The sequence below is a fragment of the Streptococcus devriesei DSM 19639 genome (assembly GCF_000423725.1).
GTDB lineage: Bacteria > Bacillota > Bacilli > Lactobacillales > Streptococcaceae > Streptococcus > Streptococcus devriesei.
This window is the reverse complement of the sequence record NZ_AUIN01000021.1, coordinates 1-22,059: the sequence shown is the minus strand read 5'-3', so window position 1 is coordinate 22,059 and position 22,059 is coordinate 1. Positions and strand designations below refer to the sequence as shown.

19 protein-coding genes, 2 tRNA genes and 3 pseudogenes are annotated in these 22,059 nt (G+C 41.6%); 7 read left to right on the top strand and 17 right to left on the bottom strand.

Features of this window, described 5'->3' with window-relative positions:
- Positions 1–11 precede the first annotated feature (11 nt).
- Positions 12–259: pseudogene (locus tag G573_RS11285) on the top strand (aldo/keto reductase); the annotation flags it as partial.
- A 386-nt stretch (positions 260–645) separates the two neighbouring features.
- On the opposite strand, the gene G573_RS10945 reads toward G573_RS11285, so the two are convergent.
- Complete coding sequence (locus tag G573_RS10945; protein WP_245543140.1) at positions 646–894, bottom strand: hypothetical protein; 249 nt, start codon at positions 892–894, stop codon at positions 646–648.
- Between the two features lie 26 nt (positions 895–920).
- On the opposite strand from G573_RS10945, the pseudogene G573_RS11280 reads away from it, so the two are divergent.
- The 3 genes and pseudogenes from G573_RS11280 to rnjA form a co-directional block, all read left to right on the top strand.
- A pseudogene (locus G573_RS11280) lies at positions 921–1,127 on the top strand (GIY-YIG nuclease family protein); the annotation flags it as partial.
- Between the two features lie 352 nt (positions 1,128–1,479).
- On the top strand, positions 1,480–1,710 hold the full coding sequence (locus G573_RS0105845) for a DNA-dependent RNA polymerase subunit epsilon (protein WP_027975835.1): 231 nt from the start codon (positions 1,480–1,482) through the stop codon (positions 1,708–1,710).
- Between the two features lies 1 nt (position 1,711).
- Entirely contained in the window at positions 1,712–3,394 is a 1,683-nt protein-coding gene (gene rnjA / locus G573_RS0105840; protein WP_027975834.1) for a ribonuclease J1, read from the top strand.
- Between the two features lie 413 nt (positions 3,395–3,807).
- On the opposite strand, the gene G573_RS0105830 is transcribed toward rnjA, so the two are convergent.
- From G573_RS0105830 to rsgA, 16 genes are all read right to left on the bottom strand, one after another.
- The gene (locus tag G573_RS0105830) at positions 3,808–4,437 is read right to left on the bottom strand and encodes a COG3942 and LysM peptidoglycan-binding domain-containing protein (RefSeq protein WP_027975832.1); all 630 of its coding nucleotides are present in this window, start codon (positions 4,435–4,437) and stop codon (positions 3,808–3,810) included.
- 479 nt (positions 4,438–4,916) lie between these two features.
- Positions 4,917–6,260, bottom strand: a complete 1,344-nt coding sequence (locus tag G573_RS0105825) for a glutamine synthetase family protein (RefSeq protein ID WP_027975831.1) — start codon at positions 6,258–6,260, stop codon at positions 4,917–4,919.
- Positions 6,261–6,313: 53 nt separating this feature from the next.
- The gene (locus G573_RS0105820; RefSeq protein ID WP_027975830.1) at positions 6,314–6,685 is read right to left on the bottom strand and encodes a MerR family transcriptional regulator; all 372 of its coding nucleotides are present in this window, start codon (positions 6,683–6,685) and stop codon (positions 6,314–6,316) included.
- Between the two features lie 87 nt (positions 6,686–6,772).
- Complete coding sequence (locus tag G573_RS0105815; protein ID WP_027975829.1) at positions 6,773–7,312, bottom strand: FUSC family protein; 540 nt, start codon at positions 7,310–7,312, stop codon at positions 6,773–6,775.
- Between the two features lie 1,030 nt (positions 7,313–8,342).
- A complete protein-coding gene (locus G573_RS0105805) occupies positions 8,343–9,539 on the bottom strand; it encodes a phosphoglycerate kinase (RefSeq protein WP_027975828.1) in 1,197 nt (398 codons plus the stop codon).
- Positions 9,540–9,755: 216 nt separating this feature from the next.
- The gene (locus G573_RS0105800; protein WP_027975827.1) at positions 9,756–10,598 is read right to left on the bottom strand and encodes an aldo/keto reductase; all 843 of its coding nucleotides are present in this window, start codon (positions 10,596–10,598) and stop codon (positions 9,756–9,758) included.
- A 148-nt stretch (positions 10,599–10,746) separates the two neighbouring features.
- The gene (gene gap / locus G573_RS0105795) at positions 10,747–11,760 is read right to left on the bottom strand and encodes a type I glyceraldehyde-3-phosphate dehydrogenase (protein ID WP_027975826.1); all 1,014 of its coding nucleotides are present in this window, start codon (positions 11,758–11,760) and stop codon (positions 10,747–10,749) included.
- Between the two features lie 267 nt (positions 11,761–12,027).
- Complete coding sequence (fusA, locus tag G573_RS0105790; RefSeq protein ID WP_027975825.1) at positions 12,028–14,109, bottom strand: elongation factor G; 2,082 nt, start codon at positions 14,107–14,109, stop codon at positions 12,028–12,030.
- A gap of 310 nt (positions 14,110–14,419) precedes the next feature.
- Positions 14,420–14,890, bottom strand: coding sequence for a 30S ribosomal protein S7 (rpsG, locus tag G573_RS0105785; protein WP_027975824.1), 471 nt, complete (start codon positions 14,888–14,890; stop codon positions 14,420–14,422).
- Between the two features lie 17 nt (positions 14,891–14,907).
- Positions 14,908–15,321: a 30S ribosomal protein S12 gene (gene rpsL / locus G573_RS0105780; RefSeq protein ID WP_027975823.1), complete on the bottom strand. Its 414-nt coding sequence runs from the start codon at positions 15,319–15,321 to the stop codon at positions 14,908–14,910.
- Positions 15,322–15,709: 388 nt separating this feature from the next.
- On the bottom strand, positions 15,710–16,525 hold the full coding sequence (gene purR, locus G573_RS0105775) for a pur operon repressor (protein ID WP_027975822.1): 816 nt from the start codon (positions 16,523–16,525) through the stop codon (positions 15,710–15,712).
- A 92-nt stretch (positions 16,526–16,617) separates the two neighbouring features.
- Positions 16,618–17,562 (bottom strand): 3'-5' exoribonuclease YhaM family protein, encoded by a 945-nt coding sequence (locus tag G573_RS0105770; RefSeq protein ID WP_027975821.1) that lies wholly within the window; start codon positions 17,560–17,562, stop codon positions 16,618–16,620.
- On the bottom strand, positions 17,552–18,826 hold the full coding sequence (locus G573_RS0105765; protein ID WP_027975820.1) for a DNA recombination protein RmuC: 1,275 nt from the start codon (positions 18,824–18,826) through the stop codon (positions 17,552–17,554). Before G573_RS0105765 ends, G573_RS0105770 begins: the two co-directional genes overlap by 11 nt.
- 6 nt (positions 18,827–18,832) lie before the next feature.
- Complete coding sequence (locus tag G573_RS0105760; RefSeq protein WP_027975819.1) at positions 18,833–19,465, bottom strand: thiamine diphosphokinase; 633 nt, start codon at positions 19,463–19,465, stop codon at positions 18,833–18,835.
- Positions 19,458–20,117: a ribulose-phosphate 3-epimerase gene (gene rpe / locus G573_RS0105755; RefSeq protein ID WP_027975818.1), complete on the bottom strand. Its 660-nt coding sequence runs from the start codon at positions 20,115–20,117 to the stop codon at positions 19,458–19,460. Before rpe ends, G573_RS0105760 begins: the two co-directional genes overlap by 8 nt.
- Before the next feature lie 8 nt (positions 20,118–20,125).
- Positions 20,126–20,998 carry a ribosome small subunit-dependent GTPase A gene (gene rsgA / locus G573_RS0105750; protein WP_027975817.1) on the bottom strand — a complete coding sequence of 291 codons (873 nt, stop codon included), beginning with the start codon at positions 20,996–20,998 and terminating at the stop codon, positions 20,126–20,128.
- Between the two features lie 117 nt (positions 20,999–21,115).
- Between rsgA and G573_RS0105745 the strand changes: the two genes are divergently transcribed.
- The 3 genes and pseudogenes from G573_RS0105745 to G573_RS11505 form a co-directional block, all read left to right on the top strand.
- A tRNA-Leu gene (locus tag G573_RS0105745) sits at positions 21,116–21,199 on the top strand.
- 92 nt (positions 21,200–21,291) lie between these two features.
- A tRNA-Ser gene (locus G573_RS0105740) sits at positions 21,292–21,380 on the top strand.
- Positions 21,381–21,846: 466 nt separating this feature from the next.
- Positions 21,847–22,059 (top strand): annotated as a pseudogene (locus tag G573_RS11505) (ISL3 family transposase); the annotation flags it as partial.

Genomic DNA, 22,059 nt, shown 5'->3' with positions numbered 1-22,059 from the left:
GGAGCTTTTCTATGGAAAACTTAAGACCTTTAGGTCACTCAAACTTTCTCCTATCGGACTAGGAACTTGGCAATTCAGCAATCAAGGAAAAAACTGGTGGAAAACAGTCACCAGTCATTCTGTTTATGATATCATTAAGGCCTCTTTGCAAGGCGGAATTAACTGGCTTGATACTGCTGAGTATTATGGGCATGGCAACTCAGAAACATTTATTGGCAGCACTCTAAAATCTAAAACTGCACCACTCACTCCCTCAGTAACACCACCTGCAATAGCTCCGAAAGTATCCATTCCTTTGCCATTTCAATAACTCTAAAATAAGACAAAATTCTTCTTGCTTTGAGTAGTAAAACGACCTAGCAGCTGTTCATTTTAACTTGTCTACTAAAAACTCAAGAATGACAACACGAGAGAGCTATGATCCTCTCTCGTGTTTAACTTAGTTATAAAGTACAAAATTATTGACGTTAGTTATCTGAGCCCTTTACTGCAAAAAAGGCAAGAAGATTGACAGCCGTAATTGCGATAAAAGATAAAACTGCAAACAGTTTACTATAAGACCAAAAAGTTATCGCCCATATTATAGCTACTACTAGAAATAGGAATAGCGTATACCATCTTCTAAACTTAGTATTAAATAACATATCAGTTCCCGTTCTTATTCTTCGAATGCATAATATACAGCGGCACCAGCCATAAAAACAGCCGCCCCCCATAAAGAGCTGCTCCGACAGGAGTAGCAGCAGTTATTGCTCCTAGTGCAAAACCCCATTCCCCAAGATATGAAGTTGCAAATCCAAGTCCATTTATCCCTCCTTCAACGATGGAAAGGTTGTCCTCATTTACTGTTTTAAAATTATCAAATGCGGTTGAATCTAATACTAGTGTATTCATAAAATCTATTATAAATTATACTATTATCAACCGATTTGAACAAGCGAATCGCAACTCACAATGCTGGTAACGGGGCTAAATACACCAAATCGCACCTGCCAGTCAAACTCCTTTATTCTGAAACTTTCGACCATAAAAATGCTGTCATGAAAGCAGAAAGTCTCTTTAAACAGAAAACACGGCAAGAAAAACTAGATTATATAATAAAACACAGTAATACCCAGATACTCTGACATCTATACCTAATCCAAGTTTACTCCATTAGTAGAATAAATCAGTTTGCTCTCCCAGAATCAATCACAAAAGCCCTCACTAAAATCATACTTCTAGTGAAGGATACTCTCAACTGGCTAACTTCATTTTAGAACTTTCAACTTGAATTTTAACATCTGATGGATTGAGAATTTTATCCTAATGCTTTTACTAACGTCTTAAATTATGGTATAATTTTAATAATTGCAACGAATTAAGGTTAAATCTACTACTCATAAAAATTTCATAATCTCCTGTCAAATATAGCAAGGTTTTATATTTGACCGATTTTTTGTAGTTTGGATTAATCAGGATATAGCAGAAAGGAATAAAATGATTTACAAAGTTTTCTATCAAGAAACCAAAGACCGCAGTCCGCGCCGCGAACAAACAAAAGCTCTCTACCTCGATATTGATGCTAAGGATGAACTTGAAGGACGCATCAAAGCCCGCCAAACAGTTGAGGAAAAAACAGCTTACAATATTGAATTCATCGAGCTTCTTTCAGACAGACACCTGGAATATGAAAAAGAGACAGGTGCCTTTGAACTAACGGAGCTTTAAAATGGCAAATATTAATTTAAAAGCCGAAGAAGTCGGCGTTTATGCTATTGGCGGATTGGGAGAAATCGGTAAAAATACCTACGGCATTGAATACCAAGATGAGATTATCATTGTTGATGCAGGCATTAAATTTCCTGAGGATGATCTCCTTGGCATTGACTACGTTATCCCAGATTATTCTTATATTGTGGACAATATTGACCGCATCAAGGCGCTCGTCATCACACATGGTCACGAAGATCATATCGGCGGCATTCCCTTTCTTTTAAAGCAGGTCAATATTCCTATTTATGCAGGCCCCTTGGCTCTTGCATTGATTCGCGGTAAATTGGAAGAGCATGGCCTTTTGCGCGATGCTAAATTATACGAAATTAACCATAATACTGAGCTGACCTTTAAAAATCTTAGTGTTACTTTCTTTAGAACCACTCACTCTATACCGGAACCCTTGGGGGTTGTTATCCACACACCTCAAGGAAAAATCGTCTGTACCGGAGACTTCAAGTTTGACTTTACGCCAGTTGGTGAGCCGGCAGATCTTCACCGTATGGCTGCTCTTGGCGAGGACGGCGTCCTTTGTCTGCTGTCAGACTCGACCAATGCAGAGGTTCCAACCTTTACTAATTCTGAGAAGGTTGTCGGGCAGTCCATCATGAATATCATTGAAGGTATTCATGGACGGATTATTTTTGCCTCTTTTGCTTCCAATATTTTTCGTTTACAGCAAGCTGCTGAGGCTGCCGTAAAAACAGGACGCAAAATCGCTGTCTTTGGCCGTTCTATGGAAAAAGCTATTGCCAACGGAATCGAATTGGGCTATATCAAGGTACCTAAGGGAACCTTTATCGAACCCAACGAGATCAAAGAGTACCACGCTGGTGAAATTCTGATTATGTGTACCGGCAGCCAGGGTGAATCGATGGCAGCCCTGTCTCGGATTGCTAATGGAACACACAGACAAGTCCAGCTGCAGCCCGGCGACACTGTCATTTTCTCATCCAGCCCAATCCCTGGTAACACAACCAGCGTCAATAAGCTGATTAATACCATTCAGGAAGCCGGCGTTGAGGTCATCCACGGTAAAGTCAATAACATCCACACATCCGGTCACGGCGGACAGCAGGAACAAAAACTGATGCTGCGCTTGATCAAGCCAAAATTCTTCATGCCTGTTCACGGTGAATATCGCATGCAGAAAGTCCATGCCGGACTGGCTATTGATACCGGTGTTCCTAAGGACAATATCTTCATCATGGAAAACGGTGATGTCTTGGCTTTGACTAAAAACTCTGCCAGAAGAGCTGGTCATTTCAATGCTCAGGACATTTATGTTGACGGAAACGGAATCGGCGATATTGGTGCAGCAGTTCTGCGCGATCGTCACGATCTGTCTGAGGACGGTGTTGTTTTGGCCGTTGCCACTGTTGATTTTAAGACGAAAATGATTTTAGCTGGTCCGGATATCCTCAGCCGCGGGTTTATTTACATGCGGGAATCCGGCGATTTAATTCGCAGCAGTCAGAGGATTCTTTTCAATGCTATCCGCATTGCTCTGAAAAATAAAGAGGCCAGCATCCAATCTATCAACGGAGCTATTGTCAACGCACTCAGACCTTACCTTTATGAAAAGACTGAGCGCGAGCCTATTATTATCCCTATGATTTTAACTCCCGATAAACATTAAAACCATCCAAAAACACTTAAGCTAAACAAAAAACTTAAGTGTTTTTTTGATAGTATTTTGCAAACAGAAAAGAGAGTGGAACAAAAATGGGAGTGGGAAAGAACCCAAAAATTGAAAATTTTGGTTCCCACCACTCCCTAGTTTCAAGGTGGTGACCTGAAACGGTCTCTCCCCAGACCGTTTCACTCCCACCCCCGCACAGTTGGCTAGGTTTTCCGCTTTGGCCTTGTGGCAAAAGGAAAGCCAGCCAGCAGTGGTTCATTGGTGCTAAAGCACCTAATGAACTGTGCAGGGGTAAGACTAAGTCGGCTAAGTCGACAAGTCTTACTCCCAACCACTGCGTCAATCTAGTAAATCTGGAATAATACTAAAGAGTTTGAGACTTTTGTCCCAAACTCTTGAATGTTTGATTTTTAATTCGCATAAATATAGCTGACAGTTCCCGGAGTACCGCTATTATTCGGATCGAACCAACCGCGGTAGTTATCAAGCCATTGCTGATCTTTATAATTTGATTCCAGAACTTGAATTTTGCCGTCTGCACCAACAGCTGTTACATAGGCAACATGTCCATAACCACCATCTGTCCAGCACATGATAGAGCCTACTGCTGGAATATTACCAACACTGTAACCTTGTGCTGCTGCAGAGGCAGCCCAGTCACCGCCGTTGCCCCACCAGTCGCCGGCCCAAGTCGCTACTTCTTTAACTCCCCAGGTACATTGGCCAACAGGGTAAGTATTGCCATCAGCAGCCGGTGCTTGTGCCTGACTATTGTCTGCAGGCGCTGGTGCTGCAGGACCGTTAACAGTTAAGGTTTGTCCTGGTAAAATGAGACTTGTAATATCTTTTCCGTTAAGTGCTGCTAACTCATATACATCCATATTGTACTTTTGGGCAACACTAAAGAAGGAATCTCCTTCTTGAAGAACATACTCATCAGCTTTAGTTACTTGATCTCCTAAAAAGCCTGCCGCTGCTGTCACAGCTACTGCTAAGGCAGCCTTCCCTAAAAATTTAGCTGTTGTACTCTCTTTTATCATGACAATATATAACCTCCGAAAAGTGATATAATCATGATAACCTACAAATATTTCAGCTGTTTTAAGGCTAAGTTAAGAAAACAACAATTCTTATCGTCTAAAAATAACATTTTCCACAAAAAAGCCAGAAATTGTCATTCTGGCTTCAGGTTGTAGACAAACTCCCAAAACTAAATTCTCTCTAAAATTCCAACATAGAATCGTATCACTTTTCGTTTTTATAAGATGATGTAGAAATGAGCGAAGCCTGATCCGATACTTTCCGATGTAGCAAAAGAGGCAGGAACAGTGAGTTTCTGCCTCTCGGAGATTTTGAGACCTAGGCTCAAAATCTAGGTTTGGAATTCCGAAGGAAGTCGCTACCGTCCGTGCTACCTAAGGAAAGTATCATAACAAAATATTACTTTTTAAGAAAATAGACTTTTTCTTCAGTCTGAAGCCAGAAATAGTCATTCTGGCTTTTAATATATTGTTTTTTCTTAATAAAGATCGAGGTAATTATCTACTTCCCACTGTGAAACAAAGGCTGCATAGCTCGACCATTCAATGCGCTTAGCCTCTAAGAAATTGACGTAAATGTGTTCACCAAGAGCCGCTTTAACAACCTCATCTTCCTGAAGAGCTTTAAGAGCGTTGTGAAGAGTTGATGGAAGATCAAGTATTCCTGCTTCTTTACGTTCTTCTGCTGTCATAATATAAATGTTAGACTCAACAGGCGCCGGCGCTTCAATTTTATTTTCAATACCATCAAGACCTGATTCCAAAAGAACGGCAAGCGCTAAGTAAGGGTTGGCTGTCGGGTCAACTGAACGCAGCTCCAAACGTGTGCTGACACCGCGCGATGCAGGAACACGAATCAAAGGCGAGCGATTGCGGCCGGCCCAAGCGATATAAACCGGTGCTTCATAACCAGGAACCAAGCGCTTGTAGGAATTAACTGTCGGATTCATGATGGCAGTGTAGCTATAGGCATGTCTCATTAAACCGCCCAAGAAATAATAGGCATCCTGTGACAGCTGCATACCGCGCGGATCTTTCGGATCAAAGAAAGCATTGCCGTCTTTGCCGAACAGTGACATATTACAATGCATACCGGATCCTGCAATACCATATTTAGGTTTGGCCATAAAGGTTGCATAGAGACCGTGTTTACGAGCAATCGTTTTTACAACTAATTTAAAGAGCTGGATTTTATCACAAGCAGTTAAAACATCGGCATATTTAAAGTCAATTTCATGCTGCCCAACAGCTACTTCGTGATGACTGGCTTCTACTTCAAAGCCCATCTTGGTCAAGACATTTACAATTTCACGGCGTGTATTATCGGCAAGATCGGTCGGTGCCAAATCAAAATAACCGCCTTTATCATTAACCTCAGTTGTCGGATTGCCAAGATTGTCCATCTTGAAAAGGAAAAATTCTGGTTCTGGTCCTAAATTAAATGATTTATAACCAATTTTCTCCATGTGGCGAAGCGCTTTTTTGAGGTTACCGCGCGGATCACCCGGGAAAGGTTCTCCTTCTGATGTGTAAATATCACAAATAAGACCTGCAACAGCACCGTTCTCGTCTCCCCAAGGAAAGACTGTCCACGTATTCAAATCCGGATAAAGATACATGTCAGATTCGTTGATACGGACAAATCCTTCAATTGAAGAACCGTCAAACATTGCCTTATTTGAAAGTATTTTTTCTAGTTGCTCGTCAGTAGCTGGAATCTCCACATTCTTCATAATTCCCAAAATGTCTGTAAACATTAAGCGAAGGAAGGTAACATTTTTCTCTTTAACTTCACGACGAATGTCAGCTGCTGTGATTGCCATAAAGGCCTCCTTTTAAAATATGAAATAAATAAAAAATGATGCTACGCATGCTATTACATACGTAAACCGCCAAGGGGTTGCGTCGGGCTGGAAAAACGGCCCTGATTTCGGAGTTCATCATGCAAGATACGGCGAACGTCCGCATCTGTAAGAGTCTTCTTTTTCTTCAAAGCCCTGTCTTTGCGATCAGCATATTCTCTCTTGATAGCCGCAATATTTAAACCTTCATCTAAGAAATCTTTGATTTCAAGCAAGGTATCCATGTCATTTAAAGAATAAAGCCGACGATTGCCTGAACTACGATCCGGTGTTAGCAACCCTTGATCTTCATAATATCGAATTTGACGAGCTGTCAAATCTGTTAATTTCATAACGGTACCAATAGGAAATACTGCCATTGACCGTCTTAGTTCTTTTTCTTTCACGATTTCCCTCCTTTCATTGTCTATTATATTCTGAAAATAAGGGAGTGTCAACCCTTATGTCATATTTTATGACACAAAATATCAAAATTATGTTCCCTTCTTGTAAAATATCTCCCGCAGCTTGTCAACATCTGTGTTTACCGCAGTAGCAATAAAAACTCCCACAAAAGTTTCTGCTATTCTGGCACACACATAAAAAATCGTTTCATCTTTGGGAATAGAAAGTGTAATGATAAGCAAGGCTGCAACACCGCCGATAATTCCTGTTTTATTATTCATGGCAACATTGGTCATAATTGTTAACATGGTAAAAATAGGAACAAAAATAAGTGTCACCCAGAATTGATAGTGCAGCAAGCCGTTTAGCAAGAAAAAAATCATTGAATAAAAGCCGCCGATACTGTTGCCTACAATTCTGGATGTTCCAAAGTGGACACTTTTATCAAAGTCCTCACGCAAACTAAAAACAGCCGTTAAAGTTCCGATTTGCAGACCTTCCCAGCCAAAAAAATGAAACAAGAGGAGAACTAAAAAGACTGCGATTCCTGTCTTTATAGTACGCATGCCTAGTTTAAAGTTATTGATTTCAAATTTATAACGCATTAAAAAACGTTTCAGATTATTCATAGATTATTATATCACCATCATTTTTACGATTTGAAAGATTAATCGGAGTTTACCAGTCAGCCTGCATGAGATGCAGATAGCTTCCCCAGAGCTTTCTCCATATTAATTTTCTCTTTCATTTTATCATATTATAGGGTCTTCAGCCATCTGCTTCTGATTTCAATACGTCTGAAAAACGCCTGACTTCACCTGAAACAAGCTTAAAATCACAAACGGCTGTCAGATGTTAGACTGACTCAGCTTATCTGTCAGTGCTGCCAAGCCTAATAGTACTTTATACTTTGCTATCGTTTTTAGTTTGCTTCATTTCACAGAAACTCTGGCAATGCATAGAAAAAGCACCTTTCAGTGCTTTTTCGAGTTCTCAAATTTCGCAGTAGCTGAATGGCAGTTCACCTCATTACATCTGTGACCAGCCTATTTAGCCTTGCGGGGTGCGTCTACGAAATCAAAGATTTCTGACTTACCGCCTATTTTTCAGTAAGCGCTGCTAAACCTGGCAACACTTTACCTTTACCTCCGCTGATTTTCTATGCTCACTTTGTTTCGCGGAAAATCTAGCGTATGTACTAGAAAAGAGTTGTATTCACAACTCTTTTCGTCGCAAGATTTTATTTCTCAGTAAGAGCCGCAAGTCCTGGAAGTACTTTTTACCTTGCTAGATTTTCTAACTCGCTCCGCTTCGTAGAAACTCTAAGCGATGTACAGAAAAAAAGAGACAAATGTCTCCTTTTTTCTAGCCTTCAAGGCTTATTTTTCAGTAAGAGCTGCTAAACCTGGCAACACTTTACCTTTACCTCCGCTGATTTTCTATGCTCACTTTGTTTCGCAGAAAATCTAGCGTATGTACTAGAAAAGAGTTGTATTCACAACTCTTTTCGTCGCAAGATTTTATTTCTCAGTAAGAGCCGCAAGTCCTGGAAGTACTTTTTACCTTGCTAGATTTTCTAACTCGCTCCGCTTCGTAGAAACTCTAAGCAATGTACAGAAAAAAAGAGACAAATGTCTCTTTTTTTCTAGCCTTCAAGGCTTATTTTTCAGTAAGAGCTGCTAAACCTGGCAACACTTTACCTTCAAGGAGTTCCATTGACGCGCCGCCGCCTGTTGAAATCCATGAGAATTTGTCTGCACGGCCGAGGTTGATAGCTGCTGCAGCTGAATCGCCGCCGCCGATGATTGATTTAACACCTGGTTGTTTCACAATAGCATCCATCACACCGATAGTACCAGCTTGGAAATCAGGATTTTCAAAGACACCCATAGGTCCGTTCCAGACAACTGTTTTGGCACCAGTCAATTCTTGGTCAAATTTAGCGATAGACTTAGGACCGATATCAAGACCGAGGAATCCTGGATCAATGGCTTCGCCTTCAGTATCACGAACTTCAGTGTAGTCAGCAAAAGCATTGGCTTCTTTTGAGTCAACCGGCAAGATTAATTTGCCATTTGATTTTTCAAGAAGAGCTTTAGCGATATCCAGCTTGTCTTCTTCGACAAGTGAATCACCGATTTCAATTCCTTGAGCCTTAAGGAATGTATAGGTCATACCGCCGCCGATAAGAACTTTGTCAGCTTTTTCAAGAAGATTTTCAATAACACCGATCTTGTCTGAAACTTTTGAACCACCAAGAATAGCGATGAATGGACGAACCGGGTTGTCAACAGCTTCTTGGATGTAAGCAATTTCGTTTTCAAGAAGGAAACCGGCAACTGCCTTTTCAACGTTTGCTGAGATACCGACATTTGAAGCGTGAGCACGGTGAGCTGTACCAAAGGCATCGTTTACGAAGATACCGTCGCCAAGGCTGGCCCAGTATTTGCCAAGTTCTGGATCATTTTTAGATTCTTTCTTGCCATCAACATCTTCAAAACGAGTGTTTTCAACCAAGAGAACTTCGCCATCTTTCAAAGCGTCGATAGCAGCTTCCAATTCGGCACCACGTGTAACACCTGGGAAAACAACATCTTGGCCTAATTTAGCAGCCAAGTCCTTAGCTACAGGAGCAAGTGATTTACCTTCCTTGTCAGCTTCTTCTTTCACACGTCCAAGGTGAGAGAACAGCACAGCACGGCCGCCATGCTCAATGATGTACTTAATGGTTGGGAGAGCCGCAGTAATACGGTTATCGTTAGTGATAACGCCATCTTTCAAAGGTACATTAAAGTCAACGCGAACGAGAACTTTTTTACCTTTTAAATCAACGTCTTTAACAGTCAATTTAGCCATGAATGTAGACTCCTTAAAAAATTTTTATACATGCTAATTATATCACAAATTTCCCCAAAGTGGAATCCGTAAAGCCGTTTCATTCCCTAATTTACAAAATAAAGTATCATTCTCACAGCGAAAGCCGGCAGGCATAAAAAAGAGTAAGGTCATAAAACGTTGAAGAGATATGCCTTACTCTTTTATGGAACAAACAGCTGATTGCAGCTGCCATAATTAGAAGTTAACCTGATCAGGATTTTGCTGGGTTTTAAGGCCCTCAAGCTTGTCTAATTTGCTGATATCCTCTCCGTCCAAATCAAAGTCAAAGATATGCAGATTAGCCTCAATATTTTTAGGAGTCACTGATTTTGGCAAAGGCAGGAATCCTTTTTGCAGCGACCAGCGCAGGGCAACTTGGGCGACTGATTTATCATATTTATCAGCAATTTCTTCCACCACCGGATTGCCAAAGATTGTTCCGGTTCCCAGCGGGCTGTAAGCTTCTAAAAGAATATCATTAGCTCGGCAAAAATCAACTAATTCTTCCTGAACACAGCCTGGGGCTAAAAGAATTTGATTGACATGCGGTTTAACTTCAGCTGTTTCAAACAGTGCTTCCAGGTGATGAATCATAAAGTTTGAAACACCAATCGCACGAACTTTTCCAGCCTGATAAGCTTCTTCCATAGCCTTCCAAGCACCGGCATTCCCCGCTTTCCAAGCGTCATTCTCCCGCAAAGCTTTAGGATTAGGCCAGTGAATCAAAAGAAGATCTAAATAATCAACACCAAGTTTTTCAAGCGATTCATCAATAGAAACTTTGGCCCGTTCATAATCATGTTTGTCATTCCAAACTTTTGTTGTTAAAAAAATATCAGAACGCGCTATGCCACTGTCTGCAATTGCTTTTCCGACACTGACCTCATTGCCGTATGCCTGTGCAGTGTCTACATGGCGGTAGCCTACTTTAAGTGCATGGCTGACACTGTTATAAGCCTCATCGCCATCAGGAATCTGCCATGTTCCAAAACCAATCTTTGGGATTTTTACACCATTATTCAACGTATAAACTTCCATATCTCTTCTCCTTTTTATCTGTGAAACTGCTTTCTTTCATTATAACATCGGCTTTTTTAAAAGTCTATTATTTTGAAATGATGGCTGCAGCTTCTGCATTTTTTGAAACAAAAAAGAAGGCCGAAGCCTTCTTCTTTTACAATCACTATTATTTAGCGATTTTTGCAAAGTACTCAAGAGTACGAACAAGTTGTGAAGTGTATGACATTTCATTATCATACCAAGAAACAACTTTAACCAATTGTTTGCCATCAACAGTTTGTACTTTAGTTTGAGTTGCATCGAACAATGAACCGAATGACATACCTACGATATCTGAAGAAACGATTGGATCTTCAGTGTATCCGTATGATTCATTTGAAGCTGCTTTCATAGCTGCGTTAACTTCATCAACAGTAACTTCTTTATCAAGAACTGCTACCAATTCAGTAACTGATCCAGTTGGAACAGGAACACGTTGAGCAGCACCGTCAAGTTTACCATTCAATTCAGGAATAACAAGACCGATAGCTTTTGCAGCACCTGTTGAGTTAGGAACGATGTTAGCTGCAGCAGCGCGAGCACGACGAAGGTCACCTTTACGGTGTGGTCCGTCAAGAACCATTTGGTCACCAGTGTAAGCGTGGATAGTAGTCATCAAACCTTGTTTTACACCAAAGCTATCTTGCAAAGCTTTTGCCATTGGAGCAAGACAGTTTGTAGTACATGAAGCACCTGAGATAACTGTTTCAGTACCATCAAGGATTTCATGGTTAGTGTTGAAAACGATTGTTTTGATATCACTTCCACCAGGAGCTGTGATAACAACTTTCTTAGCACCGCCATTAGCATGCAAATGTTTTTCAGCAGCTTCTTTAGTTGCAAAGAAACCAGTTGCTTCAAGAACGATTTCTACACCGTCAGCAGCCCAATCAATTTTTGTTGGATCAGCTTCAGCAGAAACTTTAACGAATTTGCCGTTAACTTCGAATCCGCCTTCTTTAACTTCAACGTTACCATCGAAGCGACCTTGAGTTGAATCATATTTCAACAAGTGTGCAAGCATATTAGGATCTGTAAGGTCATTGATGCGTGTAACTTCAACACCTTCTACGTTTTGGATACGACGGAAAGCAAGACGTCCGATACGACCGAAACCGTTAATACCAACTTTAACTACCATTAGTGATTTCCTCCTTATGAAAATCAAAAAAATTTATTTTAAAAGGCAGAGCCTTTTAGACAATTGTGAAAAGATTAACTTACACAAGTATAAACCAACCTTTTAACACCCTTATTATATAATTATTTTAAGAAAATTGCAAACGATTTTCCTTGATGAAAAGAAAAAAAGGAGAACGAAAACTAAGCCTTATCAAGCTAAATTTCACGTTTTCCTTTTTATGAAAGAATCAAGTCTTTGCGGCTCTAAGATGCTTTATCAAACAGCTTAAGCTTCTCCTGCATTTTTCTTGATGATTTCTTCTTGAACAGATTTTGGAACATCTTCATAGTGATCAAAGACCATCATGAAGGTACCGCGTCCTTGCGATGCTGAACGAAGAACTGTTGCATAGCCGAACATTTCAGCAAGCGGAACATAAGCACGGACGATTTGGCTGTTACCATGTGCTTCCATACCATCAACACGTCCGCGGCGAGCTGTTACATGTCCCATAACATCACCGAGGTTTTCTTCAGGAACTGTGATGGTTACTAACATCATTGGTTCAAGAATAACCGGCTGTGCTGTTTTGGCAGCTTCTTTAAGAGCAAGTGATGCAGCAATCTTGAAGGCTGTTTCAGATGAGTCAACATCGTGGTAAGAACCATCGTAAAGCTTAGCTTTAATGTCAACCATTGGATAGCCGGCAAGAACACCGTTAGCCATAGACTCTTGAAGACCTTTTTCAACGGCTGGAATAAATTCACGCGGAACCACACCACCGACGATAGCGTTCTCGAATTCGAAGCCTTTACCTTCTTCATTTGGCGTAAATTCAATCCAAACATCACCGAATTGACCTTTACCACCGGATTGACGTTTGAAGAATCCACGTGCCTGTGTAGGAGCACGGAATGTTTCACGGTAAGATACTTGAGGAGCACCTACATTGGCTTCAACCTTGAATTCACGTTTCATACGGTCAACAAGGACATCCAAGTGAAGCTCACCCATACCAGAGATAACAGTTTCACCAGTTTCAACGTTTGTTTCAACACGGAAGGTTGGGTCTTCTTCGGCAAGTTTTTGCAGGGCAACACCCATCTTGTCTTGGTCAGCTTTTGATTTAGGTTCAACCATCAACTGGATAACCGGTTCTGGAACTTCGATAGATTCCAAAATGATCTTAGCCTTCTCATCTGTCAATGAGTCACCAGTTGTCGTTTCTTTCAAACCAACAGCAGCAGCGATATCACCAGAATAAACGGTTTCAATTTCCTGACGGCTGTTAGCATGCATTTGCAGAATACGTCCGATACGTTCGCGTTTGCCTTTGGTTGTGTTCAAAACGTAAGAACCTGAATTAAGAACACCAGAGTAAACACGGAAGAAGGTCAGACGTCCCACAAATGGGTCAGTCATAATCTTGAAGGCAAGTGCTGCAAATGGTTCATCATCTGAAGCTGGACGTTCTTCTTCTTCATCTGTATCTGGGTTTACACCTTTGATTGCAGGGATATCAAGCGGACTTGGAAGGTAGTCAATAACGGCATCCAGCATCATTTGAACACCCTTGTTTTTGAAGGCTGAACCGGCAAGAACAGGGAAGAATTCAACATTGATAGTTGCTTTACGGATAGCAGCCTTTAATTCTGCTTCTGTAATTTCTTCACCTTCAAGATATTTCATCATGAGGTCTTCGTCCGTTTCAGCAACTGCTTCAATCAATTTTTCACGGTATTCGTTTGCTTGGTCAACATATTCTGCCGGAATATCTTCAATCAGAATGTCTGTACCAAGGTCATTGGTATAGATTTCCGCTTTCATTGTTACTAAATCGATAATTCCTTGGAAATCATCTTCAGCACCGATTGGCAATTGAATTGGGTGAGCATTTGCCTGGAGGCGGTCATGAAGAGTGCTTACTGAGTAAAGGAAGTCAGCACCGATTTTGTCCATTTTGTTAGCAAATACGATACGCGGAACACCGTATTCAGTTGCTTGACGCCAAACAGTTTCTGTCTGAGGTTCTACACCTGATTGGGCATCAAGAACGGTAACAGCACCGTCAAGAACACGCAGTGAACGTTGAACTTCGATAGTGAAGTCCACGTGCCCCGGGGTGTCGATGATATTAACACGGTGATCTTTCCATTGTGCAGTTGTTGCAGCTGAAGTGATGGTAATACCACGTTCTTGCTCTTGTTCCATCCAGTCCATTTGTGAAGCACCTTCGTGGGTTTCACCAATTTTATGGATTTTACCAGTATAGTAAAGAATACGCTCTGTTGTAGTTGTTTTACCGGCATCAACGTGGGCCATGATACCAATATTACGAGTTTTTTCAAGTGAAAATTCGCGAGCCATTATGGTTTTCTCCTATAGTCTATAATTTTTGGAAAAAACGGATAGGCAGGGACCTACCCGTTCTAATATTTATTCGTTAAATTGAGCACGAGTTGCATACTTTCAGTGAAAAATGATGAACTCCTTAGAAGCTCAAGCTTCTTCGTCAAGTTTTCTAATTTCACTATCCGTTTTATATGTCTTCGTGTCTTAGATAATTGAACTCGAGCTACAAGTCACTGACAAAAAGATAAAATCTCCTAGAAGCCTAAGCTTCGTCGTCGCTTTTCCTATTTTGTCTAGGACTTGTTTAACGCTCTCGTATCTTAGATTACCAGCGGAAGTGTGCAAAGGCACGGTTGGCTTCTGCCATACGGTGTGTGTCTTCACGTCTCTTAACAGATGCACCTGTATTGTTTGAAGCATCTAAGATTTCTTTGGCAAGACGATCCTTCATTGTATGTTCACCACGGGCACGTGATGCTGTTACCAGCCAGCGAAGGCCAAGTGTTGTACGGCGTTCCGGACGAACTTCAACGGGAACTTGGTAGTTAGAACCACCAACACGGCGGGCACGAACTTCAAGAACAGGCATGATATTTTCCATAGCTGTTTCAAAAACTTCGAGAGCGTCATTTCCTGTTGCTTCTTTGATTTGTTCAAAGGCTCCATAGACGATACTTGCAGCTGTACCGCGCTTACCATCAAGCATAACGCGATTGATAAGACGTGTTACAAGTTTTGAATTGTACAATGGATCTGGCAATACTTCGCGCTTAGGCGCACGATTTTTACGACTCATTTCTTAATCTCCCTTCCTTATGCTTTAGGCTTCTTAGCACCGTATTTAGAACGGCCTTGTTTACGATCAGCAACACCTGCAGTATCAAGTGCTCCGCGAACAATATGGTAACGCACACCCGGAAGGTCTTTAACACGTCCGCCGCGAATAAGAACAACACTGTGTTCTTGCAGGTTGTGGCCGATACCTGGAATATAGGCAGTTACTTCAATAAGGTTGCTCAAACGCACACGGGCAAATTTACGAAGGGCTGAGTTAGGCTTTTTAGGCGTCATTGTCCCAACACGGGTAGCAACACCGCGTTTTTGCGGTGAAGATAAATTCGTTTGAACTTTTTTATGGCTGTTGTAACCAATATTCAAAGCTGGTGACTTAGATTTTTCTACTTTAGACTTACGTGGTTTACGTACCAACTGGTTAATTGTAGGCATCTACATTCTCCTGTAAAATTTTTATTTTGGTTGGCATAGCACTTGGTGACAGCCTATACCTGTGTGTACTTTGCAACATTTGTCAGCACGTCTCTGTACACTTTTGAGAGACCAAAAGTAAAAAGTACCGCTTATCATAATAGCACAGCGGCACTGTTTTGTCAATAGTTTTTTACTGTTCCTGTCCCTTTAAAATAAATAATCTGAGCAAAAGCAGAACCTAAAAACCAAGATTTTTCTAAAGAACAGGTTTACTTCTGACAAACCCAAGCAACTCTGATTAAAAACAGGCAAACCATTATCCCGAATAACCTGTCGTTCTACTGCTGCACAGTTAATTAGTGAAACATCGATGACATTTCTGACTTTCACAATTTTATCATCTTATCTAGTCATCAAAAATATTTCCCAGCTGAACATCAACCTTGTTTTCTTTGACATCAATATTGGTAACAGTCAAAAGGGACTTATAGCTCAGGCGCTCAGGCTTTCTTTGGGCATTGTCAGCAAAAACAGCTACACCGACCAGCTCACAGTCAAATTCGCTCAGAAGGCTGACCATGCCGCTGACTGTGCCGCCTCCTTTAAGGAAATCATCCACAATCAAAACCCGACTGTTGGGCTTGAGGCTTCGTTTTGACAAAAACATTTTTTCGATACGATCGCTCGAGCCCGAAGCATAATTGACAGATACCGTTGAGCCTTCTGTGATTTTTAAATCACGCCGAACGATGACAAAAGGCACATTGAGAATATTGGCAACAGCATTAGCCAAAGGTACTCCTTTAGTCGCAACTGTCATGACGGTATCAATCTTTTCACCTTTAAAGGCATTGGCAATAATCCGGCCGATATTTTTTAAAATACTGGGTGTACTCAGTAAATCTGACAGGTAAATATAGCCTCCCGGCAAAATCCGGTTGCTCTCTGAAAGGCGCTGACAGAGTTCTTTGGCGATTGCTTTGCCTTCTGCGGCAGAAATGCTAGGCGTAAAAATAACACCGCCATTAGCACCGGTTACCGTCTCAATATGGCCGATGCCGCTTTCTGAAAAAGCTTTTTTGATAATAGCCATATCTTCTGAAATAGATGACTTTGCTGCACCGTATTTTTCTGCAAAGGTGTTAAGACTTGTTAATTGATAAGGATTGTTGACCAGATAATTGGAAATAACAACCATTCGTTCGCTGCGTCGTAATTTCATAAACTCACCATTCATTAGTTTACTTTTATTATACCATATAACAAAACAAAAAGACGAACATTACCATCCTAATATCCATCTTTTTTCGTCTTTTAGTGATTTTTTTGAGGCTTATAAAAGGAACGATTGTCCATGGCGAAAATACGTCCCGTCATTTCGCCTTCGGATACCCGCGACAGTGCTGAGGTCATCATCATCATTTCAGCATCAAGGTTATCAATCATGTGGATAATCTCTGCCTCCATAATCCTCGGTCTGACCGGACTGCCATATTCTAGGAGCCCGTGATGGCTGAGGATGACATGGCGCAAAACGATAACATCTTCCTTGGTATCATCGATGTTTAACTCAGCTAGGGTCTTGGTAATTTCTTCATCAATCAAGGCAATATGACCAATCAGATTGCCGCGAACCGTATATTCGGTGTTTTCAGGACCGGACAGCTCAAGAACCTTGGCTAAATCATGGAGCATAATCCCGGCAAAAAGGAGGCTCTTGTCAAGTTCCTGATAGATATCTCCGATGCTGTCCGCCAAATGAACCATGGTTGCTGTATGATAGGCCAGACCGACTTCAAAAGCATGATGATTGGTCTTTGCAGCAGGAAAGCTGAAAAATTCATGGCTGTACTTGCGGTAAAGCGCTCTGACAATCCGCTGCCAAGTGGCATTTTCAATTTTGAAAAGCATCTGCTCCAAATAATCTCTGATTTCCTTGACATCAACCGGCGGCTTTTCCTTAAAATCTTTAGGATTATTAGGCTCCCCGTCTTTAGGATGGCGCAAACTGATTTGATTCACCTGCGGCATACCGTTGTACACTTCACGACGGCCTTTCATAAAGACAACTTTGCCGGCTGTGAATTCCTCAACATTATAAGGCTGCGCATCCCAAAGGTTGCCGGAGATTTCCCCTGTATCATCCTGAAAAGTAAAAGCAAGATAATCCTTACCGGCTCTTGTTTTTCGAAGTTCTGCTGACTTAATGAGATAAAATCCTTCAAAAAGCTCATCTTTTTTCATTTGATTAATTTTCATCTGGTTCCTCATCTTCTAGCGGTGCAACATTTAAAAGCAAGCGAGTATTGTCATCTTCGTATAGTTCAATATTTCTAAGTACTCGGTCAATGGCGTTGGTACGTGTTGTCAAAAGCTTATCAATATTATTGCTGGCGCGGTGCAGCTGCTTCTGAGTTGTTTGCAGAAGACCGCCGAATTTATTAAATTCTGACTTGACATTCCCTAAAATTTTACTGATGTCATCCGCATTCTTTTGGATATTCAGGGTCTTAAAGCCAACAGACAGCGAATTTAGAAGCGCTGACAGAGTTGACGGTCCTGCAACGACAATGTGCTCATCACGGCGCAGGCTGTCAAAGAAGCCTGCATTTCTGACGACTTCTGAATAAAGACCTTCTGTCGGCAGGAACATGATGCCAAAATTAGTCGTTTCCGGCGGATTAAGATATTTCTTTTGAATATCTTTGGCAAAACGCTTGAGGCCGGCCAAAAGGGCCTTGCGATGAAGCTCAATCTGCTCTTTATCACCCGTTTCATAGGCATCTTCCAGACGATAATAATCTTCCAGCGGAAACTTAGAATCAATAGGCAGATAAACATGCTCATCCTGATGGTTGCCCGGAAGTTTGATGGCGTATTCCACGCGCTCAGCCGATCCCTTAACCGTAGCAAATTCCCGTTCATACTGACTTTCAGTCATAATGTCTTCAATGATTTGCCCAAGCTGCAGCTCACCTAAGATTCCCCGTGTCTTGGTATTGGAGAGAACTTTGTTTAGCGTTCCGACATCACGCGCTACTGTCTTCATCTCACCTAAGCCTTGGTTGACACTTTCTAACTGTTTAGAAACTGTCTCAAAGGACGTTCTGAGACGGTTGTGCAGAGTTTGATCCAGCTTTTCCTCAACAGTCTGCCGCATTTCCTCCAGACGTTTTTCATTTGAAGTCTGCATTTCTTTAACAGACTGCGTTAGCTGAAGGTTAATCTGCTCTAAACGTTTATCGGAACGATCGCGGCTGTCAGTGAGATTTTGATATAAAACCTCCCTTAGATCTGCAAACTGCTGTGACAGGTCATTTTGCAGGCGTGTCAGCTGCGTATTTATTTCGAGCAGCTGGTTTTTATCCGCCATTTCCAGCTGATAAGAAACTTGGTCTGACAAATTGTCAGCATTGTTATCCAGCTTTTTTTCCAAGTCTGATTTATTTTTATCCAGCTTCAAGAAAATAGCAACACTGATAAAGCAAGCGCTCAAAGCCAGCAATAAAGTGAGAATATCCATTATTAATTAAATCCTATCTTTGGTTTGAATAACAACGACATAGCCCGATGGAACAGAAAAACAGATGGGCTTGCCGACAAATTCGTTGCTGCCGTAGATCTTCTTCTGAAAGAAATTCTTTTCAGAGAGCTCATACTTAGCATCCTGAATAGTCAAAGGAGCATCATTGTCAGCCATAAAAGAAACATAAGCCATGCCATCTTCCTGTTCAACACAGTGCTGACCCGGCGGAAAAAACTGTACCAGATTTTGCCTGTCACGCAAATGAAAATGCTGCATAAAGGGAGCTAAATCCGGATTGCTCGGCAGAAAAACATTTGCCAATGTATGATCAAGACGGCCGCCAAAAGCTCCAAAGACGGTTACTTCAGCTTTTTCAAACTGCTGAAAAATCACTTTGAGAGCCAATTCAGTATCCGTATCCTCTTTTTCTGCCGGGGCTGTAATAAGCCGTTTGGCTGAAGTTTTAATTTTTTGCAGCTCTTGATGAGACACCGAATCAAAATCGCCAACAGCCAAATCCAGAGGCAGGTGATTTTGGAGAAGGAAAAAACAGCCTCTGTCAATTCCTACAAAATAATCAAAATTCGTCGTGAAATACTCCAAATCACCCCCGGTAAAGAGAGCTACTCTAGTCATTTAAGGCCGCTTTCAGTGTTTCAACTTGAGCTGACAGATTTTCCTTGAAAAGGTAAGAACCTGCCACAAAAACGTTGGCTCCTGCTTGGGCGCAGGCACCGATTGTTTGATTATCTACTCCGCCGTCAACTTCGATGTCATAGCTAAGACCGCGCTGTTTGCGCAGCTGAGCTGCTAATTTTACTTTTTCCAAGCACTCAGGAATAAAGGCTTGTCCGCCAAAGCCCGGATTGACAGTCATGATTAAAACCTGATCAACCAAACTCAGCACCGGCTCAATCGCTGTTAAAGGAGTTCCCGGATTGATGACAACGCCTGCTTTCATACCTGCAGCTTTGATTTTTTGCAAAGCACCGTGAATGTGGGTAGTCGCCTCAGCATGAATCGTCATAATGTCAGCTCCTGCCTGGGCAAAATCATCAACATAGCGCTCCGGATTAACAACCATAAGGTGGCAATCAAAGACTAACTTGCTGTGCTTACGCATACTGGCAACTACACCTGCACCAAAGCTGATATTAGGAACAAACTGACCGTCCATAATATCAATATGGACATATTTAACGCCTGTTTCTTCAATACGTTTTAATTCTTTTTCAAAATTAGCATAATCCGCAGCCAAAATAGAAGGGGCAATTTTGTAAGTTGACATAAAAAGACCTACTTTCTCTTAATTGTTTTTTTATAAATCTCCCGACGATTCTCAATCTCGCTGAGGAATTGCAGATAATGCTGGTAGCGTTCCTGCCAGATATCGCCATGTTCCAAAGCCTCCTTAACCGCACAGTCCGGTTCATGCGTATGGGTGCAGGAACGAAACTTGCAAGCAGAGCTCAGCTGCAAAAATTCGGGAAAGGCAGCGGTTAAAGCTTCACTATCTGTTATTTCGTAATCCAGCGAACTGAATCCGGGCGTATCGGCAATTTTACCGCCGTGGACATTATAAAGTGTTACAGCACGTGTTGTATGACGGCCGCGGCCTAAGCTGTCTGAAATCTCGGCGGTTTCAAGCTCCAAATCCGGCGCAATCTTATTGAGCAGGGTTGATTTACCAACTCCTGTCTGCCCCATAAACACAGTGATATTGTCCTTTAAAAGCGGCAGCAGATCCTCTAAACGGCAGATAACCTGATAGCCGATTTTTTGGTACTGCTCCTTGACGACAGTCAAATAGCTGAAATCTTGTAACAAATCCAGCTTCGAAATATAGATCAAAGGCTTGATCTTTTTATGTTCCAAAAGGATTAAGAAACGATCCAGCAGATTGGTATTCAAATCAGGCTCCTTGGCTGACATGATAACCACAGCCTGATCAATATTAACTATCGGCGGCCTCGTCAAGCTGTTTTTTCGCTCATGAATAGCCAGAATGTAGCCTTCAGAATGTTCTTCTGCCGAAAAATCAACCTCATCGCCGACATAGGGCCGATGGCCCTTTTTTCTAAAATTCCCACGTGCCCGTGTCTGATAAACCTGTCCTTTTGACTCCACATAATAAAATCCGGCCAAAGACTTAATAATTTTCCCTTGCAAACGCTCTCCTCGCTAAATTTATTAACTACATTATATCAAAAAAATAATCTTTTTTCTTTTTAGGTATTGGCAAATGACAAAAAAAGCGTATAATAGTATAATGTATTATAAAGTTACGCGGAGATGGTGGAACGGCAGACACGCATGCTTCAGGCGCATGTGCCCGCAACGGGCGTGAGGGTTCAAATCCCTTTCTCCGCATTTTTCGAGCTCTTTAGCTCAGTCAGCTTTCCTGCTGGCTCTTTTTTAATCTCTTTACAGCTCTTTAAAACGATTTTTAAAGAGCTGCACTTGGAAAGGTGGCCCAGCCTGGTACGGCACCGGACTCGAAATCCGGCAAGTGGACTTTGTTCACGCGCGGGTTCAAATCCCGTCCTTTCCTTTAACCAAGATACAAAGGAACGATTCGCTCCAGCGAAAATTCCTGACAGAGAAATAGGGACTTGACGTTGAGTGCTTGCACGCAAGGAAAGTCATCTTTTCTCCAAAGGAATTAGTTCCGTGTTCAATTAACCAAGATACAAAGGAACGATTCGCTTCAGCGAAAATTCCTGACAGAGAAATAGGAACTTGACGTTAAGTGCTTGCACGCAAGGAAAGCCTTACTCCAGAGCAGCCACAGCTGTAAGCGTTAAAGCGCAAACAGCAAGCATCTCTTTTCCCCAAGAATTTAATCTGCGCTCAGTTACAGCCTAAAAAATCTCTCCCCCTTAATGAGGTGAGAGATTGGCTCTATAATATCTGTAGTGGGTAACGCCACTTTGGATATTGTAGAGCTTTTTGAATACACAAAAAGCCTCATAAGACTTATAATGAAAAGCGCCTAAACCATCATTAGAAAGTAACTTATGAGACACCTTAAGAATACCACAGAATTACTCGGAATAAAAGACCCACACATCAAAATAATCTTGGCTTCTCAGCACCAATCTCACATTGAGGTGCAAGCCACCCTTGATTATCCCGCTCCTTCTTGCCCTCATTGCCAAGGCAAAATGATCAAATACGACTGGCAGAGACCTTCTAAAATTCCTCTCCTTGAGCAGGCAGGGATGCCAACG

What these genes read in the sequence shown, in the direction of transcription:
- purR (WP_027975822.1), bottom strand. Translation starts at nt 16,525, where the DNA reads ATGAAATTACGACGCAGCGAACGAATGGTTGTTATTTCCAATTATCTG.
- rpsL (WP_027975823.1), bottom strand. Translation starts at nt 15,321, where the DNA reads ATGCCTACAATTAACCAGTTGGTACGTAAACCACGTAAGTCTAAAGTA.
- G573_RS0105845 (WP_027975835.1), top strand. Translation starts at nt 1,480, where the DNA reads ATGATTTACAAAGTTTTCTATCAAGAAACCAAAGACCGCAGTCCGCGC.
- G573_RS0105805 (WP_027975828.1), bottom strand. Translation starts at nt 9,539, where the DNA reads ATGGCTAAATTGACTGTTAAAGACGTTGATTTAAAAGGTAAAAAAGTT.
- G573_RS0105760 (WP_027975819.1), bottom strand. Translation starts at nt 19,465, where the DNA reads ATGACTAGAGTAGCTCTCTTTACCGGGGGTGATTTGGAGTATTTCACG.
- fusA (WP_027975825.1), bottom strand. Translation starts at nt 14,109, where the DNA reads ATGGCTCGCGAATTTTCACTTGAAAAAACTCGTAATATTGGTATCATG.
- rnjA (WP_027975834.1), top strand. Translation starts at nt 1,712, where the DNA reads ATGGCAAATATTAATTTAAAAGCCGAAGAAGTCGGCGTTTATGCTATT.
- rpe (WP_027975818.1), bottom strand. Translation starts at nt 20,117, where the DNA reads ATGTCAACTTACAAAATTGCCCCTTCTATTTTGGCTGCGGATTATGCT.
- G573_RS0105800 (WP_027975827.1), bottom strand. Translation starts at nt 10,598, where the DNA reads ATGGAAGTTTATACGTTGAATAATGGTGTAAAAATCCCAAAGATTGGT.
- G573_RS0105830 (WP_027975832.1), bottom strand. Translation starts at nt 4,437, where the DNA reads ATGATAAAAGAGAGTACAACAGCTAAATTTTTAGGGAAGGCTGCCTTA.
- gap (WP_027975826.1), bottom strand. Translation starts at nt 11,760, where the DNA reads ATGGTAGTTAAAGTTGGTATTAACGGTTTCGGTCGTATCGGACGTCTT.
- G573_RS0105825 (WP_027975831.1), bottom strand. Translation starts at nt 6,260, where the DNA reads ATGGCAATCACAGCAGCTGACATTCGTCGTGAAGTTAAAGAGAAAAAT.
- G573_RS10945 (WP_245543140.1), bottom strand. Translation starts at nt 894, where the DNA reads ATGAATACACTAGTATTAGATTCAACCGCATTTGATAATTTTAAAACA.
- G573_RS0105765 (WP_027975820.1), bottom strand. Translation starts at nt 18,826, where the DNA reads ATGGATATTCTCACTTTATTGCTGGCTTTGAGCGCTTGCTTTATCAGT.
- rpsG (WP_027975824.1), bottom strand. Translation starts at nt 14,890, where the DNA reads ATGAGTCGTAAAAATCGTGCGCCTAAGCGCGAAGTATTGCCAGATCCA.
- G573_RS0105770 (WP_027975821.1), bottom strand. Translation starts at nt 17,562, where the DNA reads ATGAAAATTAATCAAATGAAAAAAGATGAGCTTTTTGAAGGATTTTAT.
- G573_RS0105815 (WP_027975829.1), bottom strand. Translation starts at nt 7,312, where the DNA reads ATGAATAATCTGAAACGTTTTTTAATGCGTTATAAATTTGAAATCAAT.